This is a genomic window from Janthinobacterium goodfellowi (genome assembly GCF_051380695.1).
GTDB lineage: Bacteria > Pseudomonadota > Gammaproteobacteria > Burkholderiales > Burkholderiaceae_D > Janthinobacterium.
This window is the reverse complement of record NZ_JBNYXN010000006.1, coordinates 349,608-375,534: the sequence shown is the minus strand read 5'-3', so window position 1 is coordinate 375,534 and position 25,927 is coordinate 349,608. Positions and strand designations below refer to the sequence as shown.

The following is a 25,927-nucleotide window of genomic DNA, read 5'->3' as shown; positions in this document are numbered from 1 at the left end:
CGGGAGTGGCATCGTGCGCGCCGCCGGAAAACAGCGCCTCGGGTACACTGACTCATCGTTCACTATCAGGAGTCAGCCATGTCCGTGTCCATGTATCAGGCAACCATCCCCGTCTTCATCCGCGGCTTGCGGGTCGTCTCGGCCCTGTTGGAAAAAGCGCAAGCCCACGTGGAGGAAGACGGCATCGTGCCCGAGATTTTGCTGGGCGCGCAGCTGGCGCCCGACATGCTGGACTTGACGGCGCAGGTACAGCGCGCCAGCGATACGTCGAAGATGTCGGTCGAGCGCTTGAGCGGCGTGCCGGCGCCGAAGTTCGAGGATAACGAAGCGTCGTTCGAGCAGTTACAGGAACGCATCGCCAACACCATCGCCTATATCGACAGCGTCAACGCGGGCCAGATGGCGGGCAGTGCCCAGAAGGAAGTCGTGCTGAACTGGACGGACGAGGGGACAAAATTCTCGGGCGACGATTACCTGCTCAGCTTTGCCTTGCCGAATTTCTATTTCCACGTCTCCATGGTCCACGCCATCCTGCGCAACAATGGCGTGGCCGTGGGCAAGCTCGATTATCTGGGACCGTACGATTAACGTTGTGGCTGTTGGACTTGGTTCTGCACCGCATTGCCCAGCATGCCGCCGCCGATCACGCCGGCCACCGTCGCCAGCGCCTTGCCGCGGCCGCCACCGACCTGATTGCCGATCAAGCCGCCGATGACGGCGCCCGTGCCGATGCCCACGTAGTTGGGCTGGGCGGGAGCCGGCGCTGGTACTGGCTGCTGCTGGCGTACGGGTTCGCGGTAGGCGGTGTCGCGGTAGCCATCATTGTTGTCATTGTAGGCAGGACGGGCCTGCGCCACTTGCGTGTGGTGTACGACGCGCTTGTGCACGACGGGTGCCGGGGCTGGTGCCGGAGCAGCTTGCGCCACCACGGGAGCGGCCAGCGGTGCAGTCACGGGCGCTGCCAGGGCTGCCGCGTTGGCCGGCGTCATGGCGGCCACATCGGCAGGCACGGCTGGCACGTTCGCCCGCGAATTGGGCAGGATGCCGGCGATGGACGCCGCGCCCACCAGGCACAGGACCGTCACGGAAATGGCGGCGCCGGCCATCAAGGGGTGGATGCGGTTGGCGGTAGTCGTCGTGTTCATGTGTTCTCCTGGGGTGGTATTGCGGGTGTTGTTGATGTGTCCAGATTAGCGGCCCCGCCTGCCCAAGGCTAGCCCTTGCGCTGTATCAAACGTAAGCAGGTGTAAGCCGCGCTTTCCAAAGCACAGTAGAATCGGTGCTTCCCCTTTTCCGAAAGTCCGCCATGAGCCAGTTATTCACGCCGTATGCACTGGGGCCGCTGCACGTGGCCAACCGCATCGCCATCGCGCCCATGTGCCAGTACTCGGCCGACAACGGCAACGCCACCGATTGGCACATGATCCACCTGGGCCATTTGGCCCTGTCCGGCGCGGGCTTGCTGATGACGGAAGCGACGGCCGTCTCGCCCGAGGGACGCATCTCGGCCGACGACCTGGGTCTGTGGTCGGACGCGAATCAAACGGCGCTGGCCAAGGTGGTGCAGGCGATCCGCCGCCATGCGCCGATTCCATTGGTGGTGCAACTGGGTCATGCGGGACGCAAGGCGTCGAGCCGCGCGCCATGGCAGGGCGGTACCTGCGTGCATCTGGCCGAGGGCGGCTGGCAAACGGTGGCGCCGTCGGCCATCGCCCACGCACCGGGTGAAACCGTGCCGCTCGCCCTCGACGAGATGGGTTTGCTGCAAATCAAGGGAGCGTTTGTGGCCGCGGCCCAGCGCGTGCATGCGCTCGGCATCGAGGGCATCGAACTGCATGCGGCGCATGGTTACCTGCTGCACCAGTTCCTGTCGCCCCTGTCCAATCAGCGCACCGATGCGTATGGCGGCAGCCTGGACAACCGCATGCGCTTCCCGCTGGAAGTCTATGCAGCCGTGCGCGCCGCCGTGCCCGCCAGCATGGCCTTGGGCGTGCGCATTTCCGCCACCGACTGGGTCGAGGGCGGCTGGGACATCGAGCAAAGCGTGCGTTTCGCGCAGGAACTCAAGCAGCTGGGCGCCGATTTCATCCATGTCTCCAGCGGCGGTATTTCGCCACAGCAGCAGATTCCCGTGGGACCTGGCTATCAGGTGGCATTTGCCGAACGCATCAAGCGCGACAGCGGCTTGCCCACCATCAGCGTGGGCCTGATCACGGAAGCGCAGCAGGCGGAAGATATCGTTGCCAATGGCCAGTCCGACATGGTGGCGCTGGCGCGCGCCATCCTGTTCGACCCGCGCTGGCCCTGGCACGCTGCGGCCCAGCTGGGCGCGCAAGTGCAGGCGCCGCCGCAGTACTGGCGCTCGCAGCCGCGCGAATACAAGCACCTGTTTGGCGACACGACGCTGGGCCAGCGCTAACAGGTCTGCTCTGCTACACTGACGCTTCTTTCCCATTTCTCCAGGACGCTTCGACATGCGCCATTGATACTGCCGTGCTGTGCACGGCCTCGCCCGTCCCGCCAGCGCGCCATTGCGCCGCGCGGGTTCGCCAGCCTTGCTCAAGGAGTATCTATGCCCGCATTACTGCAACTCGACCGTCTTTCCTTTGTGCTGCCCGATGGCCGCGCCCTGTTTTCCGATTTGCAATTTGCTTTTGCCCCCCAACGTATCGGCCTTGTCGGCGATAACGGCGTGGGCAAGAGCGTGCTTGCGCGCCTGCTGGCAGGCCGGGCGCAGCCGTCTTCTGGCGCCGTGCGCTGCGACGGCAGCGTGCATTACGTGGCGCAGGAGCTCGATCCGCAGCGCTATCCCACCGTGGCGGCGCTCGCCGGCATGGACGACTTGCTGGCGGCGCTGGCGCGCATCGCTGAAGGCAGTGTCGACGAGGCCGACTATGCCCTGGTGGGCGAACGCTGGGATGCCCACGCCCGCCTGCGCCAGGCGCTCGATGCGCTCGATTTGCGCCATGTCGATGCCGATACGCCAACGAGTACCCTGAGCGGCGGCGAACGCCAGCGCATCGCCCTGCAGGGCGCCTGGCTGTCGCAGGCGGACTGGCTGGTGCTCGATGAACCGAGCAACCACCTTGACACGCGGCAGCGCGCCCGCCTGGTGGCGCAGATGGCGCGCTGGCCCGGCGGCTTGCTGCTGATCAGCCATGACCGCGGCTTGCTCGAGCACGTCGATGCAATCGCCGAGCTGTCGCCGCAGGGCTTGCGCAGTTATGGCGGCAATTACGCGCTGTATGCGCAGCAGCGCGCGCTGGAACAGGCCGGTTTTGCTGCCGCCCTGCAGGCGGAAAAGGCCGGCGCTAGACGCGAGCAGCGCGAAGCGCAGCAGCACGCCGAGCGCCAGCAGCGCCGAGTCGGACGCGGCGAGAGGGAAGGGCGCGAAGGCAACCAGAGCAAGCTGCTGCTCGACGCGAAAAAGGAGAAAAGCCAGGATAGCCAGGGCAAGCTGCGCGTGCGCGCGCAAGAGGCGCAGCAGGCGCGCCAGCAGCGCGTGATGGACGCCAGCGCCCGCTGCGCACCCGAGGCCGAACGGCTGCTGCTGGCGCCCGAGAGCATGGTACCGAATGGCAAATTGCTGCTGGAATTGCGCGATGTGGTCTTGCCGCATGGCCAGGCGCAGGCGATCAAGCTGGTACTGTGCGGGCCGCGCCGCCTGGCCGTGACGGGCGACAATGGCAGTGGCAAGTCGACCCTGCTGCGCGTGATCGCCGGCCAACTGGCGCCCGCCAGCGGCGAGCTGCGCTGCCATGCGCGGGTGGCCTGGCTGGACCAGCATGCGGGATTGCAAGATGGCGAGTGCAGCGCCGTGCAACGCTTGCAGGCACGCAACAGCGTCTTGCCGGAAGGCGAGCTGCGCACGCGGCTGGCGCTGCTGGGCATTGCCGGCGCGCGCGCCACCATGCCCAGCCGTTTGCTCAGCGGCGGCGAGCGCATGAAGGTAGCGTTGGCGGCCGAACTGTATGCGCAGGCGCCGCCGCAACTGCTGCTGCTCGACGAACCCGACAATCATCTGGACCTGGCCAGCCTGCAGGCGCTGGAGCAGATGCTGCTGCAATACCAGGGGGCGTTACTTGTGGTTTCGCACGACCAGGCATTTTTGCAGGCGATAAACCTTGACCCCGAGGGCTTGACATTGCACAAGTGACAATTTAATGAAAAAAGTCACGCTCGATGCCTCTAGAGCATGCTTCATGAACCGATGCTGAATTTTGTTTGATTGTCGGTATAATCCACTGAATAACCGGGCCTATTTGTGAACTAAAACTGCTGGTTCACCAATATGATGACGTTTAATCTGGCACTGTTGTCGGTCACTACCGCGCTGCCAGGGCGTCATCCTCCGTGCCCTGCCGTGCATGAATTTTGGTTTCGCTTATATTGTTTTCTTGGAGAAATAGCATGTCGTTTTACGAAAAACTCAAAGCCCTCAACATTGAACTGCCAGTCGTTGCCGCGCCAGCTGCGGCCTACGTGATGCATGCCCGCACGGGCAACACCGTCTTCCTGTCCGGCCACCTGGCCAAGAAGGATGGCAAGGTCTGGGTCGGCCAATTGGGCAAGGACGTCACCACGGAAGAAGGCAAGATCGCTGCGCGCGGCATCGCCATCGAACTGATCGCTACCCTGCAAGACGCCTGCGGCGGCGACTTGAGCAAGGTCAAGCGCATCGTCAAGGTCATGAGCCTGGTCAATTCCACCTCCGAATTCACGGAACAGCACCTGGTGACCAATGGCGCCTCGGAACTGTTCGTTGAAGTCTTCGGCGACAGCGGCAAGCACGCCCGCTCCGCCTTTGGCGTGGCGCAAATCCCGCTGGGCGCTTGCGTCGAGATCGAGCTGATCGCCGAACTGGCCTGAGGCAGTAGCCTGACCACATGAGCATGCCGGCGCTTGCCGCCGGCTCGCCTTTTCCTCCTTTCCAGCAAGAGCGGAACCGCCATTGGGGTGGAGGGATCGGTGTATTCAAGAAAAAAACGGAGACACGTAATGAAAACGAGTGAACAAGGCTTGCACCGCGGCCTGGGCGAGCGGCAAATCCGCCTGATGGCGCTGGGCGCCGCGATTGGCGTGGGCCTGTTTTTGGGTTCCGGCAACGCCATCAAGATGGCCGGTCCCGGCATCATGCTGTCGTACATCATCGGTGGCGCGGTCATCTTCATGATCATGCGCGCGCTGGGCGAAATGGCCGTGCACAACCCGGTTGCCGGCTCCTTCAGCCGCTATGCCCAGGATTACCTGGGCCCCCTGCAAGGCTATCTGACGGGCTGGAACTACTGGTTCCTGTGGCTGGTCACGTGCGTGGCGGAAATTACCGCCGTCGCCATCTACATGGGCATCTGGTTCCCCGACGTGCCGCGCTGGATCTGGGCCCTGGCGGCTCTCGGCTCCATGGGCGCCATCAACCTGCTGGCGGTGAAAGCCTACGGCGAGTTCGAGTTCTGGTTCGCCCTGATCAAGGTCGTCACCATCATCCTGATGATCGTCGGCGGCACGGGCATGATCATCTTCGGTCTTGGCAACGGCGGCGTGGCCATCGGTATCTCGAACCTGTGGACGCATGGCGGCTTCTTCCCGAACGGCGCGCAGGGCGTGCTGATGTCCTTGCAGATGGTGATGTTTGCCTATTTGGGCGTGGAAATGATCGGCCTGACGGCGGGCGAAGCGGCGAACCCGAAGAAATCGATTCCCGACGCCATCAATTCCGTGTTCTGGCGCATCCTGATTTTCTATGTCGGCGCGCTGTTCGTCATCCTGTCGATCTACCCATGGAATGAAATCGGCACTACCGGCAGCCCGTTCGTCATGACGTTCGAACGCCTGGGCATCAAGACGGCCGCCGGCATCATCAACTTCGTCGTGCTGACGGCAGCCTTGTCTTCGTGCAATGGCGGTATCTTCAGCACGGGCCGCATGCTGTACAACCTTGCGCTGCAAGGCCAGGCCCCGAAGGCGTTTGCGGAAACGACGGCCAGCGGCGTGCCGCGCCGCGCCATCCTCGTGTCCGTCGTGGCGCTGTTGCTGGGCGTGCTGCTGAACTACATGGTGCCGGAGAAAGTGTTTATCTGGGTCACTTCGATCTCCACCTTTGGCGCCGTCTGGACCTGGGGCGTGATCCTGGTCACGCAGATTCAGTTCCGCAAGACCTTGACGCCGCTGGAAATCAAGAACCTGGCCTTCCGCATGCCGTTCGCGCCGTATGGTTCCTGGATTTCGCTGGCGTTCCTGGCGCTGGTGATCGGCCTGATGGCGTATTTCCCCGATACGCGCATCGCCCTGATGGTGGGACCAGCCTGGCTGATCCTGTTGACGGTGCTGTACTACGTGCTGGGCCTGGCGCCAAAGGACAAGCGCGATGACGTGCCGCAAGGCTACGAAGCGGGTTGGCCAGCGGCCGATGCGCCGCACATCAAGAAATAAGCCAGCGTCGTTGAGCTGAGCCAGAAGCGCGCCCCTGCCCCTGCAGCGGCGCGCTTTTTATTTCATATTGACAATTCCAGGCCCCGCTAGCGTCCATGCGCGTTTCGCGGCGCACGCTTGGCGTTGTTTCCTTGCATCAAAGTTCTGTTTAGCTGAGGCGATGAAAGCCCTATAATCGCTTAGTTTTGAAAATGGACGCGATCTTTCCGGTTTTTTGCCAGGTAGGGCCGGAGCGCTATTTGTTTTTACCCGTCGTACGAAAATACGTATGCCTCATAAAGGATGTCTAGTGAGCCAAACCCTGGTCCAGAAACTCTGCCGCACCAAGCCGATCGATACCACGGTCGAATATGGTGAAGGCCTCAGCAGCAGCGGCTTGAGCCGGTCCATCGGCCTGTTTTCCCTCACCATGATCGGCGTCGGCGCCACCATCGGCACAGGCATTTTCTTTACCATGGTCGAAGCCGTCCCCAAGGCGGGCCCGTCGGTCGTCCTGTCCTTCCTGATCGCCGCCATCACGGCCGGCCTGACGGCTTTGTGTTATGCGGAATTGTCGTTCCGCATACCCGCCTCCGGCTCCTCGTATTCGTTTGCCTACGCCACCGTGGGCGAGTTTCTTGCCTTCATCATGGCCGCCTGCCTGCTGCTCGAATACGGCTTGGCGGGCAGTGCCGTGGCCATCGGCTGGTCGTCCTACCTGAACAATTTCCTGGAAAATGCCTTCGGCTGGCATATTCCCGAGATGCTGCGCACGCCGATGATCGTTTCCGGCCCGCATGGCATGGAGTTCCACGCCGGCCACATCAACCTGCCGCCCATCTTTTTGATCTGCATGTGCGGCTTCCTGCTGCTGCGCGGCGCCAAGGAATCGGCCCTGATGAACGCCATCATGGTCATCATCAAGCTGTCCATCCTGGTGTTCTTCATTGCCATTGCCTTTTCGGGTTTTAATGCCGACAACTTCGTGCCCTTCTTTAATACCGACAATAGCAAGGGCTTTGCCGGCATGACGGGCGTCACCGCTGCGGCCGGTACTGTCTTCTTCTCCTTCATCGGCCTCGATACGGTGGCGACGGCGGGCGATGAAGTGAAAGATCCCAAGCGCAATGTGCCGCGCGGCATCCTGTATGGCTTGCTGATCGTTACCGTGTTTTATTTGCTGGTGGCCGTGGCCGCCCTCGGTGCGCAACAGGCGAAATTGTTCGAAGGCCAGGAAGCGGGTCTGGCGGTGATTTTGCAAAACGTGACGGGCAAGACCTGGCCCGCGCTGGTGCTGTCGGCCGGCGCCGTCATTTCCGTCTTCAGCGTGACTCTGGTGACGATCTACGGCCAGACGCGCATCCTGTTTGCCGTCAGCCGCGACGGCCTGATCCCGAAATCGTTCCAGAAGATCCACCCGCGCACCCTGGTGCCGGTCAGCAATACCATCATCGTCTGCCTGGTGGTGGCTCTGGTGGCCGGTTCAGTCGATGCGACTTACCTGTGGGACATGGTCAGCATCGGTACCCTGACGGCCTTCATGGTGGTTTCGATCGCCGTGCCCGTGCTGCGCCACAAGCAGGGCGCCAACCGCATTGAAGGCTTCAGCGTGCCGTTCGGGCCGTACGTGATTCCTGGCCTGAGCATTATGGCTTGCCTGTACATCATGCGCGATTTGCCGCATACGACGTTTGTCGTGTTCAGCGTGTGGATGGCGGTGACGGTGGCCATTTACTTCCTGTACAGCATGCGGCATTCGCACCTGGGCAAGAAGGCCCGTTAATGCAGTCTGTTCCATCCAAAACCGCCGCGCTTGCCGGCGGTTTTTTTTATTTCTAACTGGAATTTACATGATGAAAATAACTGATCTGGCCGCTTGTGGCTTGCTGGCAAGCAGCTTTATGGGAACCATGGCGCAAGCCGCGCCTGCCAGCGGCCCGGTGCTGCGCGATTACCGCGCCGTCGCCCTGTCGGCCAATGGCCAGCGCATCGCCGCCATCGAATCGAGCAAGGCGGCGAAACAGCCACAGCCGCAGCCGCAGCGTCCGCATGCGGCCATCGTCGTGCGCGACGCCGCCAACGGCGCCATCGTGCAGCTATTCGACCCGTGCGCCGTGTGTTCCTACGACAAGCCCAGCTGGTCACCCGATGGCAGGCAGCTGGCCTTCGTCGGCTACGACGCCAAGGCGGGCACGGCGCAGCTGTACCTGGCTACCCTGTCGCAGGCGCAAGCGCGGATATTGACCAGTATCCAGGGCGTGGCCAGCACGGCGCGCTGGTCGCCGGACGGCAAGCAACTGGCGCTGCTCGCCACGGTGGGGGCGCGCAAGCTGGCCGGCGCCGTGGAGGCGGGCGCGCGCCAGGTGGGCGAGGTGGGCAGCGAAGACGATGCCCAGCGCATCGCCGTCGTGCCTGTCAGCGGCGGCGAACCGCGTCTGCTGTCACCCGCCGACACCTATGTGTATGAATACAACTGGACGCCCGACGGCCGCGGCTTTGTCGCCACCAGCGCGCAGGGCAATGGCGACAGCAACTGGTGGGTCGCCAAGCTCAGCCATATCGATGCGGCCACGGGCGCCCTGCGCGTGATCGCGTCACCGGCCATGCAGCTGAACCTGCCGTCGGTCTCGCCGGACGGCAAGACGGTGGTCTTCATCGGCGGCCTGATGAGCGACTTCGGCTCCATCGGCGGCGATATCTATACCGTGCCGCTGGCCGGCGGCACGCCGCGCAATCTTACGCCCGATTACCGCGGCACCTTCAATGGCGTCGTCTGGCGCGGCGCCGGCTTGCTGGCGACGGCCCTGATCGATTCGCAGCTGGCGCTGGTGCCCGTCGATGCGCAAACAGGTCCCGCCCAGCCCGTGCTGCTCGGAGAACTGAGCAGCGGCGGCAGCGATGGCCGTCTGTCCTTCAGCGCCGATGGTTTGCAGGCCGCCGCCGCGCAGGAAGACTTTACGCACGCCGGCTACCTGGTGGCGGGACCGGTGGGCCAGCTGAAAAAGATCACGCGCGACAATGACGGCTTTGCGCCGCAGCTGACGGTGCAAAATGTGGGCTGGAACAACGAGCAATACAAGGTACAGGGCTGGCTGCTGGGGCCGTTGAAGACGGAAGCAGGCAAGCGCTACCCGATGATCGTCAACGTGCATGGCGGGCCCGGCGCGGCCGCGTCGCCCCGTTACGTGGCGGCGAGCACCCTGATCCATGAATTGACGCAAAAAGGCTATTTCGTCTTCCTGCCCAATCCGCGCGGCAGCTTTGGCCAGGGCCAGGCTTTTACACGCGCGAATATGGCTGACTTTGGCGGCGGCGACTGGCGCGATATCCTGGCCGGTATTGATGCCGCGCAAAAAGTGGCGCCCATCGACGGCCAGCGCCTGGGCCTGATCGGCCATTCGTATGGCGGCTTCATGACCATGTGGGGCGTCACGCACAGCGACCGCTTCAAGGCGGCCGTGGCGGGCGCGGGCGTGTCGAACTGGATCAGCTATTACGGCCAGAACGGCATCAACCAGTGGATGATCCCGTTCTTTGGCGCTTCCGCGTATGACAATCCGGCCGTGTATCGCAAGGCTTCGCCCATCGAATCGATCAAGGCGGCGAAGACGCCGACCCTGATCTACGTGGGCGAGCGCGACGTGGAAACGCCGGCCGCCCAGTCGCTGGAATTCTGGCACGGCTTGCGCGCCATGGGCGTGCCGTCCAGCCTGTTCATCTATGACGGCGAAGGCCATTCCTTCCGCAAGCCGGAAAACCAGCGCGACTTGCAAAAGCGCACCATCGGCTGGTTTGAGCGTTATTTGAAGTAGTCATTGACGGCCTGCCGCAGGCAGGCTAGCCTGGATAAAGCGGCTGACAAAATGTTCAGGGCTAGGCGCCGTGCCGAAGGCAGTACGAATGTACGACGAGGCGCGGCAACAACGCCATGGACTTTTTGTCAGGCGCGTGGCGAGACGATATGCACGATCGCCGCGCTATGTACCACGATCTTGTCCGCATCCGCCTGCAACAGCCGGATACGCCGCTGCACCAGCGGCCAGCCCGACCAGGCCACGTCGCTGACGGGCGGTGCGGCAGCGGTAGCCTGCGGCGCGCTGATGGCGGTCTTGTCGTCGAGCTGTTCCAGCGCGCGCGACAGGGTCAAACACACTTGCGTGTGGCTATGGCTGAGCAAGGCATTGACGGGCGTGACGGGCAGCTGGCTGGCATGGCGCCCGAGGATCGAGCGCAGCGCCGCCACGTGGGCGACCAATAAGTAATTTTGCACGATGAACAGGTTGATGTCTTCCACGGCCCGCTGCTTGCTGGCTGGTTCATCGAGCATGCGCACCAATGCCGAGCTGAGCGCGGCCAGGCTGTCCATCAGGCGCTTGCGTTCGATGCGGTAGGCGAAGTCATCGAAGCATTTTCCCTGCAGCAGCGCGAAGCTGGCCTGCATATAGCTGAGGTTCACGTTGAGCACCTGGCGCACGAGGCGCGGCAGGCTCTGGTATTCCCAGTTGGCCAGCACAAAGCTGAACACGGTGGCCACCGCCGCGCCGATCAGGGTATCGATCAAACGTTCGCTGACGAGGTTCGGGTTGCTGGGCGCCACCAGATGCATTTGCAGCAGAATCATCAGGCTTACGGCAATGGCCGTGTAGCGGTAGCGCAGATAGATGAAGGTGGGCGTGGCCACGATGGAGAGGAACAGGATGGCCATCAGCACGATATTGCTGTGCACGAAGCGGATCACGATGGCCGTAACCACGCAGCCGATGATGGTGCCGATGATGCGGTCGGCGCGGCGCTGGCGCGTCATGCTGAACGTGGGGCGCAGGATGATGACGATGGTCAGGACGATCCAGTAGCTGTGCGCCGCATACGGCAGCCAGTGGCCGATCAGCAATCCCACGGAGATGGCCATCGACACGCGCAGGGCGAAGCGGAATACGGGCGAATCCAGGCGCAGATTCGATAGCAAGGTCTTCAGTTCGTATTTCTGCTGCGACAAAAACGGCGCCATGTCCGCACCGCTCCAGAATGGCACGTCGGCATAGACTTTTTGCGTGGCCAGATGCAGCTCGGCGATCATTTTTAAAATGGCGCGGATCTTGTTGCGCTGCGCGCGCAGGGTCGCCAGCGCTTCCTGCGCACCGTCGCCTTTTGCGTGCAGGCGGGCGATCTCCGCTTCGATGTCGGCCCATTCCTTGTCGTAGCTGATCTGCGCATACGAGGCGCGCTTGCGCGTGACGGCGTAGGCCACGGATTCGATATCGCGCGCCGCCTTGTAAGCCAGGTCGTGCAAGGATGTGAGCACGTCGGAGTCGGCCAGGTGCTGGCGCAGCAGCGCGTAATCCGTGTGCGTGGAGAGGATCAGTTCATACAGATCGAGCATGCACACGTGCACTTGCACGACGATGGCATCCTTGCTGTTCTTGTGGCTGCGCAAAATCAAGTCGCGCGACGCCTGCTGGCGGTCGGCCAAAATGCTTTGATGGCGCACCAGCTTGTTGAACTGTTCCGTCAAATTAAAACGCGTGTCGTAGAAATCGGCCTTGATGTCGATGTAGGCGGCCAATTCGAACAGGGCTTCGGCCAGCACTTGCTGTTTGATACGGTGGCGCAAGACCCAGGCGATGGCCATGGCGTAGGCCAGATAGATCAATCCCCCCAGCATGAACAGGCCCGCGTGGTGAAACGATTGCTGCCACGTCATCTGATGTTCCATCGACATGGTCATGATGAACAGGGCGGCCAGCTGCAAGGGCATCGATTTCTTGCCGTACACCACCATCATGCTGGCGAGGAAACTGACCAGCACGAGAACCGTCATCAGCAGCCACTGCACGGGACCGCACAGGCTGATCAACAAGGTGACGGCGCTGCACAGCAGGACCGAGGCCAGCATTTCATTGAACTTGTGGCGCAGCGGGCTGGGCATGTCCATCAGGGTCGTGCACAGGGCGCCGATGCACACGGTCATGGCGGTGGCGCTGTCGCTGATTTCCTGGGTCAGCAGGGCCAGGCCGACCAGGCCGATAGCCACGCGCAAGCCCAGGTAAAAATAATGGCTGTAGATAAAGGTGCGCAGGTTCAGTGCGTAGTGCATGGGATTACCTTGTGGGCAGGGCACAGAAAGAGGCGCCGCACCGGGGTGTCCGATGCGGCGCCAGGATGTTGCATTCGCTACAGTTCCCAGTTACATGAGGGCGATGACGGGATAGCGTCGCCATTCCGGCTCGGCAAAGCGCTGGCAGTGTTCAAAAATGAAGTCGAGCACGGCTTCCTGATTGCTCAGCAAGGCCGGATTCGCTGCTTTCCAGTCGGCAAACTTGGCCGCCAGCGCCGGCTCATCGCGCAGCAGTTCGGACGCCATGTCTTCGAACACGTAATCGGAAAACGCTTCTTTTTTCTCCAGCACGCTGTTGAAGAAACCCCAGCGGAAGAAGCTGTCGTGCGCCTGCGGTTCCAGGGTTTCCACGGCATAGCGCGCGTTGTCCTGCTCCAGGCTGATCACATAGTCGCCCGCCTGCAAGGTGAACTGGCCCGTGCGCGCTTCCAGTTCCACCGTGTCGTGGAACATGTGGCCTTCGTAGGCGGTGGCGCGCGTGCCGACGGAGGTGATGTGGTAGTAGCGTGCCGTTACCGTCTGTTCGGCGGTGATGCGGTGCATGTCGACGCCGTTCCAGCGCAGGCGCTCGATGACTTCGCGCCAGGCTTGGGGCACCACATAGGCTTTCGGCGCGGCTACGGTGACGTCCGCATCGAAGCGGTTGTAATAGGCGATGTCGCGTTCCCACGGCTGCGAGCGGTCGTAGGACAGGCGCTGGTAGTCGCCCAGTACGCTCGGCGTGTATTTTGCTGCGTAGCCCTTGAAGGGGAAGGTCGACGGTTGCTCTTCGTTCATGGCCCAGTGGATGGGCCACTCGGCTTGCGTGCGGCCCGCTGCCTTGGCTTGCGCGCGCAGTTGCTTGATCTGTTCGCCATGTTCGATGGTAAAGGCCATGGTGATGTCGAGCAGGGCGCGCATGGACGCGTAGCGGTCGGCAAAGGGCTTGAGCATGTGCGTTTCCGGCATGAAACCGATGACGTGATGCAGGGCCGCAAAACCGGTCGAGAAACGGGGCACTTCGAGGAACTCGGCGATGCCGTGGTCGGGGCTGTCCTTGACAGGATTCACATACGGGCAGGTGGGCCAGCCGGCTTGTTCCATCTGCGCAAAGATATGCGGCAGCATGGTGTCTTGCAGGAAGGGACCGAGGCCATTGCCCAGCTTATCCGTCTGCGTGTGGATCAGGGTCATCGTGTACGGGTAATCGGCGCCGTTCGACGTGTGCGTGTCGACCATTACGTCCGGGTCCCAGCTGGCCAGCAGGCGGTTGAACACTTGCGCGTTCAGGCTGTCGCACTTGATGAAATCGCGGTTCAAGTCCAGGTGGCGGCTATTGCCGCGGAAACCGAATTGCTCCGGGCCATCCTGGTTCACGCGCGAGGTATTGGCGCGGTTCAGGCTGCCATCGACGTTGTAGATCGGAATGAACAGCAGCACGGTGCTGCCCAGCGCCGCCAGGCGTTCCGGCTGCGTGCAGAGGTCGCGCACGATGGCCATGCAGGCGTCGATGCCTTCCGGTTCGCCCGGGTGGATGCCGTTGTTGTTGAAGAACACGGTGCGGCCCGCGCGCTTGATTTGCTCGCGGTCGAACACGCCGTCTGCGCTGACGACGCCAGCGTGGATGGGCACGCCCGAATCGGACAGGCCGATCTGTTCGAAATGCAGCACCTGCGGGTAGCGTGCGGCGAGATCTTGATAGAAGGTGATGCATTCCAGCCAGGTCGTGGTCTGGTTGTGGTTACCGAGTTCGTAGGTCGTGCGCAAGTCTGGTGGCATAGCGGTCTGAGTCTGGGAGGGGGAAGGCGCGCTGGGTAAGTACGCCCGCTAGGGGCCAATTGTAGCACCGGCGTTGGCGCCTTGAGGCGCGGCAGATGGGCCGGGCCGAACTTGTGTTATGAATACGTTTCACGCGCAAGGGAGGCGGCATGGGCAAGGCAGCGATGGCGGCGCTGGTGTGGTGGGCTTGCCTGGCGGCACAGGCGGCGCCGTTGCGCTTGCCGGCGGGCAAGGAGCCGGTGGCGCAGGGCGGGTCCGTGACGGCTAGCGCGCAGGGTGCGCTGATACGCTACCGGGGCTGGCTGCTGGCCGTCGATGGCGCCGTATCGGAGGAGCGGCCTGACGTCTTGCTGACGTCGGCGGAGGCGGGCCAGGTGCCGCAGCTGCGGGTCGGCGCGATGCAGCGTGCCTTGCCCGTATGGTCGGCCTTTGAACTCGTCAAGGGCAGCACGCGCCTGCGCATCACGGCGCTGCCGGGGCCGGATGAAGTGGCCGCACTGCTGCTGGACTTTGGCGACGGCGATTACCGCATCGTGATTCCCGCCACGGGCATCGCCCGGCCAGCGTATCCGCTGCTGACGCAGCGCTTTCCCGGCGCCGACCTGGCCTTGCTGCTGCACGATGGCCGGAGGGTGATGCTGCCGCTGGGAAGCGGCCGCGCGCACGTGTTTGGCGAGGAGCAAGCCGTGCCTTACCGTTTCACCAAAATAAAACGTTAGGCGAAAAAAAGCCACTCCCGCAGGAGTGGCTCAGGGAACAACCGCCCGTTGCCGGGCTTATTAGTTGTTGTTATCCGCGAATTACTCGGCGCCCATTTCTTTCAGCAGGTTGTCTGCGTGGTCGATGTGTTTCATGTTCCACAGCATGTAGCGCAGGTCGACCTGGATCGAACGGGTGTTGGCCTTGTTGTAGTCCCAGTCGGAAATGATCGAGTCCAAGGTGCCGTCGAAGGCCAGGCCGATGAATTCGCCTTTCGAGTTCAGGGCAGCCGAACCGGAGTTGCCGCCGGTGATGTCCAGCGTGGCCAGGTAGTCGACCGGTACGGTTTTCAGCTTCGGATCGACGAACTTGCCGAAGTCCTTGGCTTTGATCGCGGCCAGTTGATTCGCCGGTGCATTGAACTCGCCCTGGCCCGTGGCTTTGGCGGCGACGCCATTGACGGTGGTGAAGGCGGTCCAGGTGGTGCCGTCGGCGCCATGGTCACGGCCGGCAACACGGCCGAACGTCACACGCAGGGTGCTGTTGGCGTCAGGATAGACGGCTTGGCCTTTGCTCTTCATGAAGGCGATTTTTGCTTTCATGTAGTTGGCGTAGGCTTGCTGGATCTTGCCGGCCAGTTCTTCGTCTTCCGCTTCGTTTTTCAGCGAATCCGGATACATGGCGACGGCGGCCTGGATGAAGCTGTCCTTGCTGGCCTGGAACTCGGCTGGCGTGCGTTTCAGCCAGGCTGCGCGCTCGGCCTTGTCGCCCAGCTTGCTGCCGGCATACAGTTTGTCCAGGGCGGCGGCCAGGTCGGCTTGCGACATGCCGTCCTTGATGCCGATGGCGGCGTCGAAGCTGGCGCGGCGTTGTGCGGCCGGTTGCGCGGCGTACTTGGTCAGGCTGTTCAGTACCAGCGCCTTGTCGACTTTTTCATCGTAGGTGCGCTCGACCGAGGTGATGCCCGCTTCCAGGCGTGGCAAGTCGCGCGTCTGGTAGCCGGACTTGCGTTCCGTATCGGCCTTGGTGCCTTCGTTGGACAGGCGGTACAGGCTGCGTGCCGTGTTCAGCAGGCGTGGCTGGGCGTAGCCCAGGAAGAAATCGCGCTTGGTGTCGGCATCGCGCTCGGCGATCAGCTTTTCCACTTGCTCGATGTCGCCGGCAAATTCCGCCTTGCGGGCAGGATTGGCGTTGACCCAGGTTTTCAGGGCTTCGTGTTCGGCCGTCTTGCGCGCCAGGAAGTCGCTGCCGGCGTAGGAATCGAGCATGCCTTGGCGGTTCTTGTAGTAATTGTTCACGCCAGCAACCTGACCTGCGTATTTCAGGGCAACGTCCTTGTTGTCCTTGGTTTCGCGCGCGATGATGGCCAGGGTTTCGCCCGACGCCTTCACGAAGGCCGGGTAGTTCCAGTCAAACGTGAACGCCACTTCCGATGGCAGGCGGTGACGGTTGGTGCGGCCAGGGTAGCCCAGCGCCATGACGAAATCGCCTTCTTTCAAGCCATCCTTGGCCAGTTTCAGTACGTGTTTTGGCTGGTACGGCACGTTGTCCTTGCTGAAGTCGGCAGCTTTGCCGTCTTTGCTGACATAGGCGCGGTAGAAACCGTAGTCGCCCGTGTGGCGCGGCCACATCCAGTTGTCGGTGTCGCCGCCGAACTTGCCCACGCCCGCTGGTGGCGCGTGCACCAGGCGCACGTCGCGGATTTCCAGTTGCTTGATCAGGTAGAACTCCAGGCCGCCGTAGTAGCTCGACACGGTGCAGCGGAAGCCCGCTTCTTTTTCGCATTCGGCGACCAGTTTCTTCTGGTTTTTCTCGATCGCATCGATGCGTGCCTTGCCTTGCAGCTTGGCCACGTCGGCGCTGATGATCTTGTCGCTGACATTCGTCACGGCCGAGGTGACGAAGATGCGGCTGCCCGGGGCGGCCGGCAATTCTTCAGCGAAAGTCTTGGCCAGGAAACCGTTGGCCAGCAAATCGCGCTCCTTGGTCGAATTGACCGCCACGCTGTTGTAGACGCAATGGTGGTTGGTGGCAACCAGGCCTTGCGGCGAGACGAACGACGCCGAGCAGCCGCCCAGGCTGACGATGGCGCCCATCGGGAATTCGGTCAGTTTGGTCAGGGTGGTCGGATCGAGTTTCAGTCCGGCGGCTTTCAGCTCCTTGGCTACTTGTGGCAGCTGTTGGGGCATCCACATGCCTTCGTCGGCGTGTGCAAAGTTGCTCAGGATGGCGAGCGCGATAAGAGATTTTTTCATTCGAGTTCTGTTCTTTTACATTGTAGGGAAGTCGGAATCAGCGGAGTACCCGCTGATTGTGCAGCGGGCGACATAGAGTATCCGTATCGAACTCGCACTAGTCAATCACATTTTCCGGGCAGCATGCTCGCATGCCGTTGCTTGAATAGCATGATTTTCGCTGGCATAGGGGCTGGAACCGCCCGCCAACGCGCATTTTTACGTGTGGCGGCTGTTGTATTTGTCCATACTTGTCCTGGCGGCAATAAAAAATGGCCGGGCGCTTGCGCGGCCCGGCCACTTGCCCTGCCCTGCTTTTTGTTTGCTTAGCGTATTTTGCCGCGGCGCAAAAGATTCACGATGCCCAGCAGGATCACGGCGCCGAGGAACGAAACGAGCAGCGAAGCCAGGCTGAAATTGTCGCTATTGATGGTGCCCGTGCCAAACAGGGGGGCCAGCAGCCAGCCGCCGAGGAAGGCGCCGACGATGCCGACGACGATATTGAGGAAGATGCCCTGTTGCGCATTGGTTTTCATGACCATGCTGGCCAGCCAGCCGATGACGCCGCCAATAACGATCCAGATAATGAAATTCATGTAGTCCTCCGCGCGATGGATAAGTGGGTGTGGCATGTCATAACAACATCATGCCAATGGATAGTGATGCCGCACGATAGAAAAGTCCAGCGGATTCGCATGGCGCATGCAAAAGCCCGCCTGGCTGCGGGCAGCGAGGCGGGCTTGTCATGCGGCAAGGTCGTGTTTAGTCGGCCTTGATCGCTTCAACCTGAATGGCCAGCTTGACTTCCGGCGAGAACGCCGGCATGCCGTAGTTCAGGCCAAAGTCGCTGCGCTTGAATTCCGCCGTGGCATCGGCGCCGCACACTTCACGCTTGTAGCGCGGGTGCATGATGCACTTGAACTTGCTCACGTTCAACTTGACGGGCTTGGTCACGCCCAGCAAGGTCAGTTCGCCATCGACTTCCACCAGCTGCTCGCCGTTGAACTTGAGCGACGTGCTTTTGTAGGTGATTTGCGGGAATTTCTCGACGTTGAACATGTCCGCTTTTTTCGCGTGCGTGTTCATGGCATCGAGGCCGAAGTCGATCGAATCGGCATCGATGACCAGGTCCAGGCTGCCGCTCTTGGCGGCGCGGTCCAGCGTCACGGTTCCCTTGGTTTTGTTGAACTTGCCGCGCCACACCGACATGCCCATGTGATCGGCTTCGAAGCTGGGGAAGGTATGCGTCGGGTCGAGGTTGTAGGTGTCCGTAGCGGCCATGGCCGAACCCGCGCCGGCGGCTGCCAGCACGGCGATCATCAAGTGCGAAAATTTCATGCAGATCCTAAAGTTGAACAGGTTGTGGGGTTGTTTTTGGTAACGCCTGAAAAACGTTCAGGACAAGGCGCCTTGCCTGGTGCAGTCCGAAAAGCACAAGGTGGAAAACCAGGCAAGAGCAACGCAGTCATGGACGTTTTCTCAGGTGTTACTGAGCGGCGACGTGGAATTTGATGGTGACTTCATCCGCAACCATGCTCGTGTCTTTCCACTCGCCTTCGCCGATGTTGTAGGTCAGGCGCTTGATCGGCAGGGCGCCGTCAAACGCGTATTTGCCGCCGTCGGCTTTGACCGCCAGGGGGAAGGTCACGTCGGTGGTCTTGCCTTTGATGCTCAGCTTGCCGGTAACCGTCAGCTTGCCCGCGCCGGCCGCTTTGATGCTGCTCGAGACAAAGGTGGCTTTCGGGAACTGGGCCGAGTTGAACCATTCTTTCTTCGCCACTTCCTTGTTGTACTCGGGGTCGCCGATATCGATGCTGGCCGTGTCGATTTCCACCGACGCCTTCGAGGCGTCCGGCGTGGCCGGGTTGTAATCGATGGCGATATTGAATTTCTTGAACTTCGCTTCCACGGGCACGTTCATTTGCTTGAACACGGCCGACACGCTGGTCTTGGCGGGATCGACTTTCAGCAGGGTGGCGGCGGTGGCGGCCACGGACAGGCCCAGCAGGGAAGCGAGGACGATGCGTTGGGAGGTTTTCATCTTGTTTTTTTCCTGTAGTTTCAGTGAGCAAGGGGAAGTCGGTGTCAGGGCAGCATGCGCTTGAGGACGCCATCGCGGTCGATGAACTGGTGCTTCAGCGCCGCCAGCACATGGGCCGCCACGGCAGCGGCCATCGTCATGTTCAGAACATAATGAATCTCTTTTAAAAGCGGCTTAAGTTCCGGGTTCGGCGCCATGATGACGGGCAACTGGAACAGGCCCAGGTAGACTACCGGCACGCCGGCGGCCAGGGTGTACAGGTAGCCGGAAACGGGCACGGCGAAGATCAGGATGTACAGCAGCACATGCATGGCATCGGCTGCCTTCTTTTGCCAGGCAACCATGCTGGCCGGATGCGGCGGCGGCACGTTGGCCTTGCGCCACAGCAGGCGGATGGCGGCGATGGCCAGCACGGTCACGCCCAGCCATTTGTGCCAGGAGAAATATTTGAGCTTGGTGGGCGTCAGGCCGGGAATATCCGTCATGACCAGGCCCATGACGAAGGCGCTGACGATCAGCAAGGCGGTCAGCCAGTGCAGGATGATGGCGGTGGTGGTGTAGCGTTGCATCGGCGGCTTTCTTGAAAGTAGTACGTATTAGGACTAATTCGGCCTAATATACCAAAGAAAAGCAAATTGCGCTGCGTGCTGGAGATTCTACAAGAAAGAGTGCCGGAAAAACCGCGGGGCGGGCAGCATTTGTGTGCTGGCCGCCCCGCGGGAGTGGGATCGGACGATCCCCATGTGGAAACTGCTTAGATGGCTTTGGCCAATTGCGCTGCGATACCGATGTAGTTGCCCGGCGTCATGGTCAGCAGAACGTCCTTGGCATCCTGCGGAATGGCCAGGCCATTGACGAAGGTTTGCAGCGCTTCTTTCGAGATGCCCTTGCCGCGCGTCAGCTCTTTCAGCTGCTCGTACGGGTTTTCGATGCCATAGCGGCGCATCACGGTTTGTACGGGCTCGGCCAGCACTTCCCAGGTCGCGTCCAGGTCTTGCGCCAGGCGCGCGTGGTTCACTTCCAGCTTGTTCAGGCCGCGCAGGCAGCTGTCATACGCCAGCAAGGTGTAACCGAGGCCCACGCCGATGTTGCGCAGCACGGTCGAATCGGTCAAATCGCGCTGCATGCGCGAGACGGGCAGTTTTTCCGACAGGTGTTTCAGCACGGCGTTGGCCAGGCCCAGGTTGCCTTCCGAGTTCTCGAAGTCGATCGGGTTGACCTTGTGCGGCATGGTCGACGAGCCGATTTCGCCCGCTTTCAGTTTCTGCTTGAAGTAGCCCAGCGAGACGTACGTCCAGATGTCGCGGTTCAGGTCCAGCAGGATCGTGTTGGCGCGCGCGAAGGCGTCGAACAGTTCGGCCATGTAGTCGTGCGGTTCGATCTGGATGGTGTACGGATTGAACACCAGGCCCAGGCGCTGTTCGATGACGGCCTGCGAGAATGCGGGCCAGTCGAAGCCAGGGTAGGCCGACAGGTGGGCGTTGTAGTTGCCGACGGCGCCATTCATCTTGCCGAGGATTTCCACTTGCGCGATGCGTTTCACGGCGCGCTGCAAACGGGCCACGACGTTGGCAAATTCCTTGCCCAGGGTGGTCGGGCTGGCCGTCTGGCCGTGCGTGCGCGACAGCATCGGCACGTCGGCGTTGTCGTGCGCGATCTGCGTCAGCTTGGCCACCAGGCCGTTCAATGCCGGCAGCATCACGCCGTCGCGCGCGGCCTTGAGCATCATGCCGTGCGAGGTGTTGTTGATGTCTTCCGAGGTGCAGGCGAAATGGATGAATTCCGACGCCGCCACCAGTTCCGGCACGTCCGCCACTTGTTCCTTCAGCCAGTACTCGACGGCCTTGACGTCATGGTTGGTGACCGCTTCGATGGCCTTGATGCGGGCCGCGTCGGCTTCCGAGAAATCGGCCGCCATCTTGTCGAGCAGGGCGCTCGCTTCGGCCGAAAACGGCTTGATTTCGGCGAAACCGGCTTGCGACAGCGCTTGCAGCCAGGAGATTTCCACTTTCACGCGGTGGTGCATGAAACCGGCTTCGGACAGGATCGGGCGCAGCAGATCGGTCTTGCTGGCGTAGCGGCCATCGAGCGGAGACAGGGCCGACAGCGTGGAATACGGAGTAGTAGAAGTCATGAGAGCGGACGCAAGTTAAAGAAACGGTTGGCGTGTGGCGCGCGGGGAGGGCAGGGCTATTGCAATACAGCAACACTAACGGCGCCACAGTAAAGGGCGATTTTACCACCGCTGGCCGCTGGCCAGCCGTCCATCGGGCGCCGGCGCACCGCATTCGGGCCGAATCCGGCCCCGATGCGGCATGCCTGCCACACCATGGAGACGGCTGGGCGCGTGCTGCCAAACGCCGCTGCCGCCGATGCTATACTGCTTGCTGCTCCTTTACCTTAAAGTACCTATGAAACTGATCGGTTCCCTCGCCAGCCCGTATGTCCGCAAAGCCCGTATCGTGCTGGCGGAAAAAAAGCTCGACTATGTCTTCGAGCTGGAAAACGTGTGGGTGCCGGAAACCCGCATCGCCCAGGCCAATCCCCTGGGCAAGGTGCCTTGCCTGGTGATGGAGGATGGCAGCACCTTGATCGACTCGAAAGTCATCGTCGAATACCTCGACACGCTCACGCCCGTGTGCAAGTTGCTGCCGGCCGGCGGCAATGGCCGCGAGCGGGCCGATATCAAGAACTGGGAAGCGCTGGCCGACGGCATCCTCGACGCGGGCGTGCTGGTGCGCCTGGAGCGCACGCAGCGTCCGCCCGAGCAGCAAAGCGCGGCCTGGATCGCGCGCCAGCTGGACAAAGTCACCCTGGGCCTGGCCGCGCTCGAGGCGCGCCTGGGCGAGAGCGCGTATTGCGCCGGCAAGAACTACACCCTGGCCGACGTGGCCGTGGGCTGTACCCTGGGCTGGCTCAGCTTCCGCTTCCCGGAAATCGACTGGCGCGCGGAGCATCCGGCGCTGGCGCGCCTGTTCGACAAATTGTCCGAGCGGCAGTCGTTCAAGGACACCGCGCCGCAGTGAGCGCACGATGACCGGTTCCGACTCGAAGGCGCAGCAACGCTTGCAGATGGCCGATATCGCGCGCCTGGCCGGCGTGTCCACGTCGACCGTGTCGCGCGCGCTGAGCGGCAGTTCGCTGGTCAATGAAGAGACGCGCGCGCGCGTCATCGCGCTGGCCCGTTCGCTCAAGTATTCCATCAATATCGGCGCGCAAAACCTGCGCCTGAAACAGAACCGCACGGTGGGCGTGGTGGTGCCGTATGACGCGGCCACGCGCCAGCACCTGTCCGATCCTTTTTTCCTCGGCATGCTGGGCAGCCTGGCCGATGCGCTGACGGAGCAGGGCTTCGACATGCTCATTTCACGCGTCGATGCCGAAACGCTCGACGCGGCGGCCCAGTCCTTCGATAGCGGCCGCGTGATCGGCATCATCCTGATCGGCCAGTGGCGCCACCATGAACAACTGAACCAGCTGGCCGCGCGTCAGGTGCCCATCGTCGTGTGGGGCGCGCAATTGCCGCAGCAGCTGTATTGCACCGTCGGCGGCGATAACGTCGCCGGCGGCAGGCTGGCCACGGAACACTTGCTGGCGGCGGGGTGCCGGCGCATCGCCTTCTTTGGCGACGCCAAGCTGCCCGAAGTGGCGCAGCGCCACCAGGGCTATGTACAGGCGCTGGCCGCGCAAGGGCTGGCGCCCGACCCGCAACTGTACGTGGCCGGCTCCTTCCTGCCGCAGGGCGGCGCGACGGACGTGCAGGAACTGCTGGACCGCCAGCTGCCGTTCGACGCCATCTTTGCCTGCAGCGACTTGCTGGCCATGAGCGCCATCAGCGCCCTGCGCGCGCACGGCGTGGCCGTGCCGGAGCAGGTGGCCGTGGTCGGCTATGACGATATCGAACTGGCCGCGTATTTCCATCCGCCGCTGACCACCGTGCGCCAGCCGATCCGCGCCGCCGGGCGCGCGCTGGTGGCCTCGCTGCTGGCGCTGGTCGACGGCGCGCCTGCGCCATCCCGGCAATTGCCAACCGAGCTGATCGTACGCGCCTCGGGCCGCTGAAGCACCGTTGTCAGTCGCTGCAACCGATTGCAATAATTTCAAATTTCCCTCTTTATTTTTATGCTGCACAGCAGCATAAAAAAGGCTGGGTTTTCCTGAAATCCCGCCTGTTTCCCTCTATATCGCCCGTATTTTTCTCTTAAAAACAACAACATTTTCATGTTGCAGTGCTCGATTGCAATCGATTGCAATAAATTCTTATTCGTTGAATAATGACGTACCGGCCCAGTCAGCGCGACACGGCATGCGGCGGCCAGGACTCATAACAAGCCGATACCTCGACGTATCGGCATACAACACTGGAGACAAGATGAAGACACGTACTGCTCAACGCGGCGGCATGGCCGCAGCCGTCGCCCTGGCCATGCTGCAACTGGGCGCCGCCCAGGCGCAATCGGCCGGCGACACCGCCAGCGCCGCCCCTGCCGATGGCCTGAACCTGGAACGCATCGTGGTCACGGGCACCACCGGCGGCACGTCCAAAATGAAATCGAGCAATTCCGTCAGCAGCATGGAACTCGACACCATCCTGCACAATGCACCGACCAGCGCCGCCGAAGTCCTGCGCTCGGTGCCGGGCTTGCGGGCCGAGTCTTCGGGCGGCGAAGGCAATGCCAACATCACCGTGCGCGGCCTGCCCATTTCCGCCGGCGGCGCGCGCTATGTGCAGATCCAGGAAGACGGCTTGCCGGTGCTGCAATTCGGCGACTTCAACTTCACCACGCCCGACAGCTTCGTCAAGATCGATTCCACGCTCGACCACCTGGAAGTGGTGCGCGGCGGTTCGGCTTCCACCCTGGCCACCAATTCGCCGGGCGGCATCATCAATTTCATCAGCAAGAATGGCAAGGAGAAGGGCGGCAGTGTGGCCCTCAGCCGTGGCCTGGGCTACGACCAGACGAGGGTCGACTTCGACTACGGCGCACCGGTGTCGGAGCGCACGCGCTTCTTCATCGGCGGCTCCTGGCGTACGGGCGAAGGCATCCGCCACAGTGGCGTCAACAGCGAAAAGGGCGGCCAGATCCGCGGCAATGTCACGCATGAATTCGACAGCGGCTTCGTGCGCCTGTCGTTCAAGCACCTCGACGACCAGTCGCCCACGGCCTTGCCGGTGCCGGTCAGCGTGCGCGATGGCCGCATCGGGGAAATCGCCGGCATCGACCCGCGCAAGGCCAGCTTCTATTCGCCGTACTGGGTGCCCGACATGGTACTGAACAAGGATAACCAGCGCGTAGCCACCCGCGTCAACGACGGCTTGCACGTCAAAAGCGATACCGTGGGCCTGGAGGCGTCGTTCAAGCTGGGGCAGGGCTGGAGCGTGAGCGAAAACTTCCGCCACGCCGACAATTCGGGGCGCTTCACCGGCGTCTTCCCGTCGAATAACGGCAGCGACGGCAGCTATGTGTTTGCCAGCGGCCCGAATCGGGGCAAGCCCTACACGGGCCGCGCGTTTTCCGCCGTGGTGTTCAATACCTCGATCGACGACGCCAGCAACACCCTGAGCGACACCAAGCTGGCCAGGACGTTCGTGCTCGACAGCGGCAAGCTGACCACCACGGCCGGCCTGTACCTGTCGCAGCAAAAGCTGGGCCTGACCTGGAACTTCAATGAGTACCTGATGCAGGCCACGGGCGACCAGCCCGCGCTGCTGCAAACGGCCAGCGGCACGCCCGGCTACATCGGCCCGGCCTTCGGCGCCTGCTGCTCGCGCGCCGTCGACATGGAGTACCGCACGACTTCTCCCTACCTGAACCTGGCCTGGGAAAGCGGCGCGCTGAACCTCGACGGCGGTCTGCGGCGCGACCGCCAGCATGCCAGCGGCACGGCCAATATCGCCACCGGTGCGCAAGCTTATCTGCCGTCGACGGTGCAGCAGGTCGATTACACCCTGGGCCACACGTCGTACTCGCTGGGCGCGAACTACAAGCTGCAAGCCAGCCTGGCCGTGTTTGCCCGCGTCAGCGAAGGCGTGGCTTTCAATGCCGACCGCATCCTGTTCGGCACGCCGTTGGATGGCAGCGTGCCGGTGGCGATGAACACCGTGCGCCAGCTCGAAGGCGGCGTGAAATGGCGCCAGGGTCCCCTGAGCACCTTTGTCACCGTGTTCCAGGCCAAGACCAGGGAAAGCAATTACGAAGCGACCACCCAGCTGCGCACGGCCAACAGCTATGAAGCCAAGGGCGTGGAACTGGAAGCGGCCTACAGCGCCGGCGATTTCCGCATCAACGGTGGATTGACGTTCACGGATGCCGAGATCACAGGCACGGCGGCGGCCGACGTGGCGCTGATCGGCAATACGCCGCGGCGCCAGGCGCGCGTCGTGTACCAGATCGCGCCCACCTATGAATGGGGAGCCGCCACCCTGGGCGCCAGCCTGGTCGGCACGGGCAAGTCGTGGGGCGACGATGCGCACACGATCACCTTGCCCGCCTATCAGGTGCTCAACGCCTTCGTCAATTACCAGCTCACGCCGCAGATGCAGGTGGCGCTGACGGCGAACAATCTGCTCAACAAGATCGGCTATACGGAAGTCGAGGGCGATGGCCATGCGGCCCGCTCGATCACGGGGCGCGCCGTCAAGGTCAGCCTGAAATACGCATTTTAAGCAAG

20 protein-coding genes are annotated in these 25,927 nt (G+C 62.4%); 11 read left to right on the top strand and 9 right to left on the bottom strand.

Annotated features, from left to right (window positions below; genetic code table 11):
• Nucleotides 1–78 precede the first annotated feature (78 nt).
• Nucleotides 79–588 carry a DUF1993 domain-containing protein gene (locus ACQ4WQ_RS22860; RefSeq protein ID WP_046684523.1) on the top strand — a complete coding sequence of 170 codons (510 nt, stop codon included), beginning with the start codon at nucleotides 79–81 and terminating at the stop codon, nucleotides 586–588.
• Here ACQ4WQ_RS22860 and ACQ4WQ_RS22855 read toward each other — a convergent pair.
• Nucleotides 585–1,145 (bottom strand): glycine zipper 2TM domain-containing protein, encoded by a 561-nt coding sequence (locus tag ACQ4WQ_RS22855; RefSeq protein ID WP_436500200.1) that lies wholly within the window; start codon nucleotides 1,143–1,145, stop codon nucleotides 585–587. The genes ACQ4WQ_RS22860 and ACQ4WQ_RS22855 overlap by 4 nt on opposite strands.
• 161 nt (nucleotides 1,146–1,306) lie before the next feature.
• Here ACQ4WQ_RS22855 and ACQ4WQ_RS22850 point away from each other — a divergent pair, with 161 nt between their 5' ends.
• The 6 genes from ACQ4WQ_RS22850 to ACQ4WQ_RS22825 all read left to right on the top strand — a co-directional run bounded on the left by ACQ4WQ_RS22850 (nucleotide 1,307) and on the right by ACQ4WQ_RS22825 (nucleotide 10,220).
• Complete coding sequence (locus ACQ4WQ_RS22850) at nucleotides 1,307–2,419, top strand: NADH:flavin oxidoreductase/NADH oxidase (protein WP_436500198.1); 1,113 nt, start codon at nucleotides 1,307–1,309, stop codon at nucleotides 2,417–2,419.
• Between the two features lie 153 nt (nucleotides 2,420–2,572).
• The gene (locus ACQ4WQ_RS22845) at nucleotides 2,573–4,156 is read left to right on the top strand and encodes an ABC-F family ATP-binding cassette domain-containing protein (RefSeq protein ID WP_436500196.1); all 1,584 of its coding nucleotides are present in this window, start codon (nucleotides 2,573–2,575) and stop codon (nucleotides 4,154–4,156) included.
• Nucleotides 4,157–4,410: 254 nt separating this feature from the next.
• Nucleotides 4,411–4,869 (top strand): RidA family protein, encoded by a 459-nt coding sequence (locus ACQ4WQ_RS22840; RefSeq protein ID WP_076571881.1) that lies wholly within the window; start codon nucleotides 4,411–4,413, stop codon nucleotides 4,867–4,869.
• A gap of 129 nt (nucleotides 4,870–4,998) precedes the next feature.
• A complete protein-coding gene (locus ACQ4WQ_RS22835; protein WP_326455978.1) occupies nucleotides 4,999–6,429 on the top strand; it encodes an amino acid permease in 1,431 nt (476 codons plus the stop codon).
• 289 nt (nucleotides 6,430–6,718) lie between these two features.
• Nucleotides 6,719–8,191: an amino acid permease gene (locus ACQ4WQ_RS22830; RefSeq protein ID WP_326455977.1), complete on the top strand. Its 1,473-nt coding sequence runs from the start codon at nucleotides 6,719–6,721 to the stop codon at nucleotides 8,189–8,191.
• Between the two features lie 67 nt (nucleotides 8,192–8,258).
• Entirely contained in the window at nucleotides 8,259–10,220 is a 1,962-nt protein-coding gene (locus ACQ4WQ_RS22825) for a S9 family peptidase (protein ID WP_436500193.1), read from the top strand.
• Between the two features lie 128 nt (nucleotides 10,221–10,348).
• Here the strand turns inward: ACQ4WQ_RS22825 and ACQ4WQ_RS22820 are convergent, their stop codons facing one another.
• Nucleotides 10,349–12,502: an FUSC family protein gene (locus ACQ4WQ_RS22820; RefSeq protein WP_436500191.1), complete on the bottom strand. Its 2,154-nt coding sequence runs from the start codon at nucleotides 12,500–12,502 to the stop codon at nucleotides 10,349–10,351.
• 90 nt (nucleotides 12,503–12,592) lie between these two features.
• Nucleotides 12,593–14,281 carry a M14 family zinc carboxypeptidase gene (locus ACQ4WQ_RS22815; protein ID WP_436500189.1) on the bottom strand — a complete coding sequence of 563 codons (1,689 nt, stop codon included), beginning with the start codon at nucleotides 14,279–14,281 and terminating at the stop codon, nucleotides 12,593–12,595.
• A 149-nt stretch (nucleotides 14,282–14,430) separates the two neighbouring features.
• On the opposite strand from ACQ4WQ_RS22815, the gene ACQ4WQ_RS22810 reads away from it, so the two are divergent.
• Nucleotides 14,431–15,000, top strand: a complete 570-nt coding sequence (locus tag ACQ4WQ_RS22810; RefSeq protein WP_436500187.1) for a hypothetical protein — start codon at nucleotides 14,431–14,433, stop codon at nucleotides 14,998–15,000.
• A gap of 81 nt (nucleotides 15,001–15,081) precedes the next feature.
• On the opposite strand, the gene ACQ4WQ_RS22805 is transcribed toward ACQ4WQ_RS22810, so the two are convergent.
• The 6 genes from ACQ4WQ_RS22805 to purB all read right to left on the bottom strand — a co-directional run bounded on the left by ACQ4WQ_RS22805 (nucleotide 15,082) and on the right by purB (nucleotide 21,389).
• Nucleotides 15,082–17,235, bottom strand: a complete 2,154-nt coding sequence (locus tag ACQ4WQ_RS22805) for a S46 family peptidase (RefSeq protein ID WP_326455972.1) — start codon at nucleotides 17,233–17,235, stop codon at nucleotides 15,082–15,084.
• 305 nt (nucleotides 17,236–17,540) lie between these two features.
• Nucleotides 17,541–17,810, bottom strand: coding sequence for a GlsB/YeaQ/YmgE family stress response membrane protein (locus tag ACQ4WQ_RS22800; protein ID WP_034778894.1), 270 nt, complete (start codon nucleotides 17,808–17,810; stop codon nucleotides 17,541–17,543).
• A 166-nt stretch (nucleotides 17,811–17,976) separates the two neighbouring features.
• A complete protein-coding gene (locus ACQ4WQ_RS22795; protein ID WP_436500184.1) occupies nucleotides 17,977–18,552 on the bottom strand; it encodes a YceI family protein in 576 nt (191 codons plus the stop codon).
• Between the two features lie 148 nt (nucleotides 18,553–18,700).
• Nucleotides 18,701–19,255: a YceI family protein gene (locus ACQ4WQ_RS22790; RefSeq protein ID WP_326455970.1), complete on the bottom strand. Its 555-nt coding sequence runs from the start codon at nucleotides 19,253–19,255 to the stop codon at nucleotides 18,701–18,703.
• A gap of 44 nt (nucleotides 19,256–19,299) precedes the next feature.
• Nucleotides 19,300–19,824, bottom strand: coding sequence for a cytochrome b (locus tag ACQ4WQ_RS22785; protein WP_436500182.1), 525 nt, complete (start codon nucleotides 19,822–19,824; stop codon nucleotides 19,300–19,302).
• 185 nt (nucleotides 19,825–20,009) lie between these two features.
• A complete protein-coding gene (purB, locus tag ACQ4WQ_RS22780; protein ID WP_070220631.1) occupies nucleotides 20,010–21,389 on the bottom strand; it encodes an adenylosuccinate lyase in 1,380 nt (459 codons plus the stop codon).
• A gap of 277 nt (nucleotides 21,390–21,666) precedes the next feature.
• On the opposite strand from purB, the gene ACQ4WQ_RS22775 reads away from it, so the two are divergent.
• From ACQ4WQ_RS22775 to ACQ4WQ_RS22765, 3 genes are all read left to right on the top strand, one after another.
• Entirely contained in the window at nucleotides 21,667–22,281 is a 615-nt protein-coding gene (locus ACQ4WQ_RS22775; protein WP_436500180.1) for a glutathione S-transferase N-terminal domain-containing protein, read from the top strand.
• A gap of 7 nt (nucleotides 22,282–22,288) precedes the next feature.
• Nucleotides 22,289–23,317, top strand: a complete 1,029-nt coding sequence (locus ACQ4WQ_RS22770; protein WP_436500178.1) for a LacI family DNA-binding transcriptional regulator — start codon at nucleotides 22,289–22,291, stop codon at nucleotides 23,315–23,317.
• 310 nt (nucleotides 23,318–23,627) lie between these two features.
• A complete protein-coding gene (locus ACQ4WQ_RS22765; protein WP_436500176.1) occupies nucleotides 23,628–25,922 on the top strand; it encodes a TonB-dependent receptor in 2,295 nt (764 codons plus the stop codon).
• Nucleotides 25,923–25,927: the final 5 nt, after the last annotated feature.

Coding starts and splice junctions, on each gene's coding strand:
- ACQ4WQ_RS22850 (WP_436500198.1), top strand. CDS start 1,307: ATGAGCCAGTTATTCACGCCGTATGCACTGGGGCCGCTGCACGTGGCC.
- ACQ4WQ_RS22785 (WP_436500182.1), bottom strand. CDS start 19,824: ATGCAACGCTACACCACCACCGCCATCATCCTGCACTGGCTGACCGCC.
- ACQ4WQ_RS22835 (WP_326455978.1), top strand. CDS start 4,999: ATGAAAACGAGTGAACAAGGCTTGCACCGCGGCCTGGGCGAGCGGCAA.
- ACQ4WQ_RS22790 (WP_326455970.1), bottom strand. CDS start 19,255: ATGAAAACCTCCCAACGCATCGTCCTCGCTTCCCTGCTGGGCCTGTCC.
- ACQ4WQ_RS22840 (WP_076571881.1), top strand. CDS start 4,411: ATGTCGTTTTACGAAAAACTCAAAGCCCTCAACATTGAACTGCCAGTC.
- ACQ4WQ_RS22810 (WP_436500187.1), top strand. CDS start 14,431: ATGGGCAAGGCAGCGATGGCGGCGCTGGTGTGGTGGGCTTGCCTGGCG.
- ACQ4WQ_RS22860 (WP_046684523.1), top strand. CDS start 79: ATGTCCGTGTCCATGTATCAGGCAACCATCCCCGTCTTCATCCGCGGC.
- ACQ4WQ_RS22805 (WP_326455972.1), bottom strand. CDS start 17,235: ATGAAAAAATCTCTTATCGCGCTCGCCATCCTGAGCAACTTTGCACAC.
- ACQ4WQ_RS22855 (WP_436500200.1), bottom strand. CDS start 1,145: ATGAACACGACGACTACCGCCAACCGCATCCACCCCTTGATGGCCGGC.
- ACQ4WQ_RS22775 (WP_436500180.1), top strand. CDS start 21,667: ATGAAACTGATCGGTTCCCTCGCCAGCCCGTATGTCCGCAAAGCCCGT.
- ACQ4WQ_RS22795 (WP_436500184.1), bottom strand. CDS start 18,552: ATGAAATTTTCGCACTTGATGATCGCCGTGCTGGCAGCCGCCGGCGCG.
- ACQ4WQ_RS22770 (WP_436500178.1), top strand. CDS start 22,289: ATGACCGGTTCCGACTCGAAGGCGCAGCAACGCTTGCAGATGGCCGAT.
- ACQ4WQ_RS22845 (WP_436500196.1), top strand. CDS start 2,573: ATGCCCGCATTACTGCAACTCGACCGTCTTTCCTTTGTGCTGCCCGAT.
- ACQ4WQ_RS22800 (WP_034778894.1), bottom strand. CDS start 17,810: ATGAATTTCATTATCTGGATCGTTATTGGCGGCGTCATCGGCTGGCTG.
- purB (WP_070220631.1), bottom strand. CDS start 21,389: ATGACTTCTACTACTCCGTATTCCACGCTGTCGGCCCTGTCTCCGCTC.
- ACQ4WQ_RS22815 (WP_436500189.1), bottom strand. CDS start 14,281: ATGCCACCAGACTTGCGCACGACCTACGAACTCGGTAACCACAACCAG.
- ACQ4WQ_RS22825 (WP_436500193.1), top strand. CDS start 8,259: ATGATGAAAATAACTGATCTGGCCGCTTGTGGCTTGCTGGCAAGCAGC.
- ACQ4WQ_RS22820 (WP_436500191.1), bottom strand. CDS start 12,502: ATGCACTACGCACTGAACCTGCGCACCTTTATCTACAGCCATTATTTT.
- ACQ4WQ_RS22765 (WP_436500176.1), top strand. CDS start 23,628: ATGAAGACACGTACTGCTCAACGCGGCGGCATGGCCGCAGCCGTCGCC.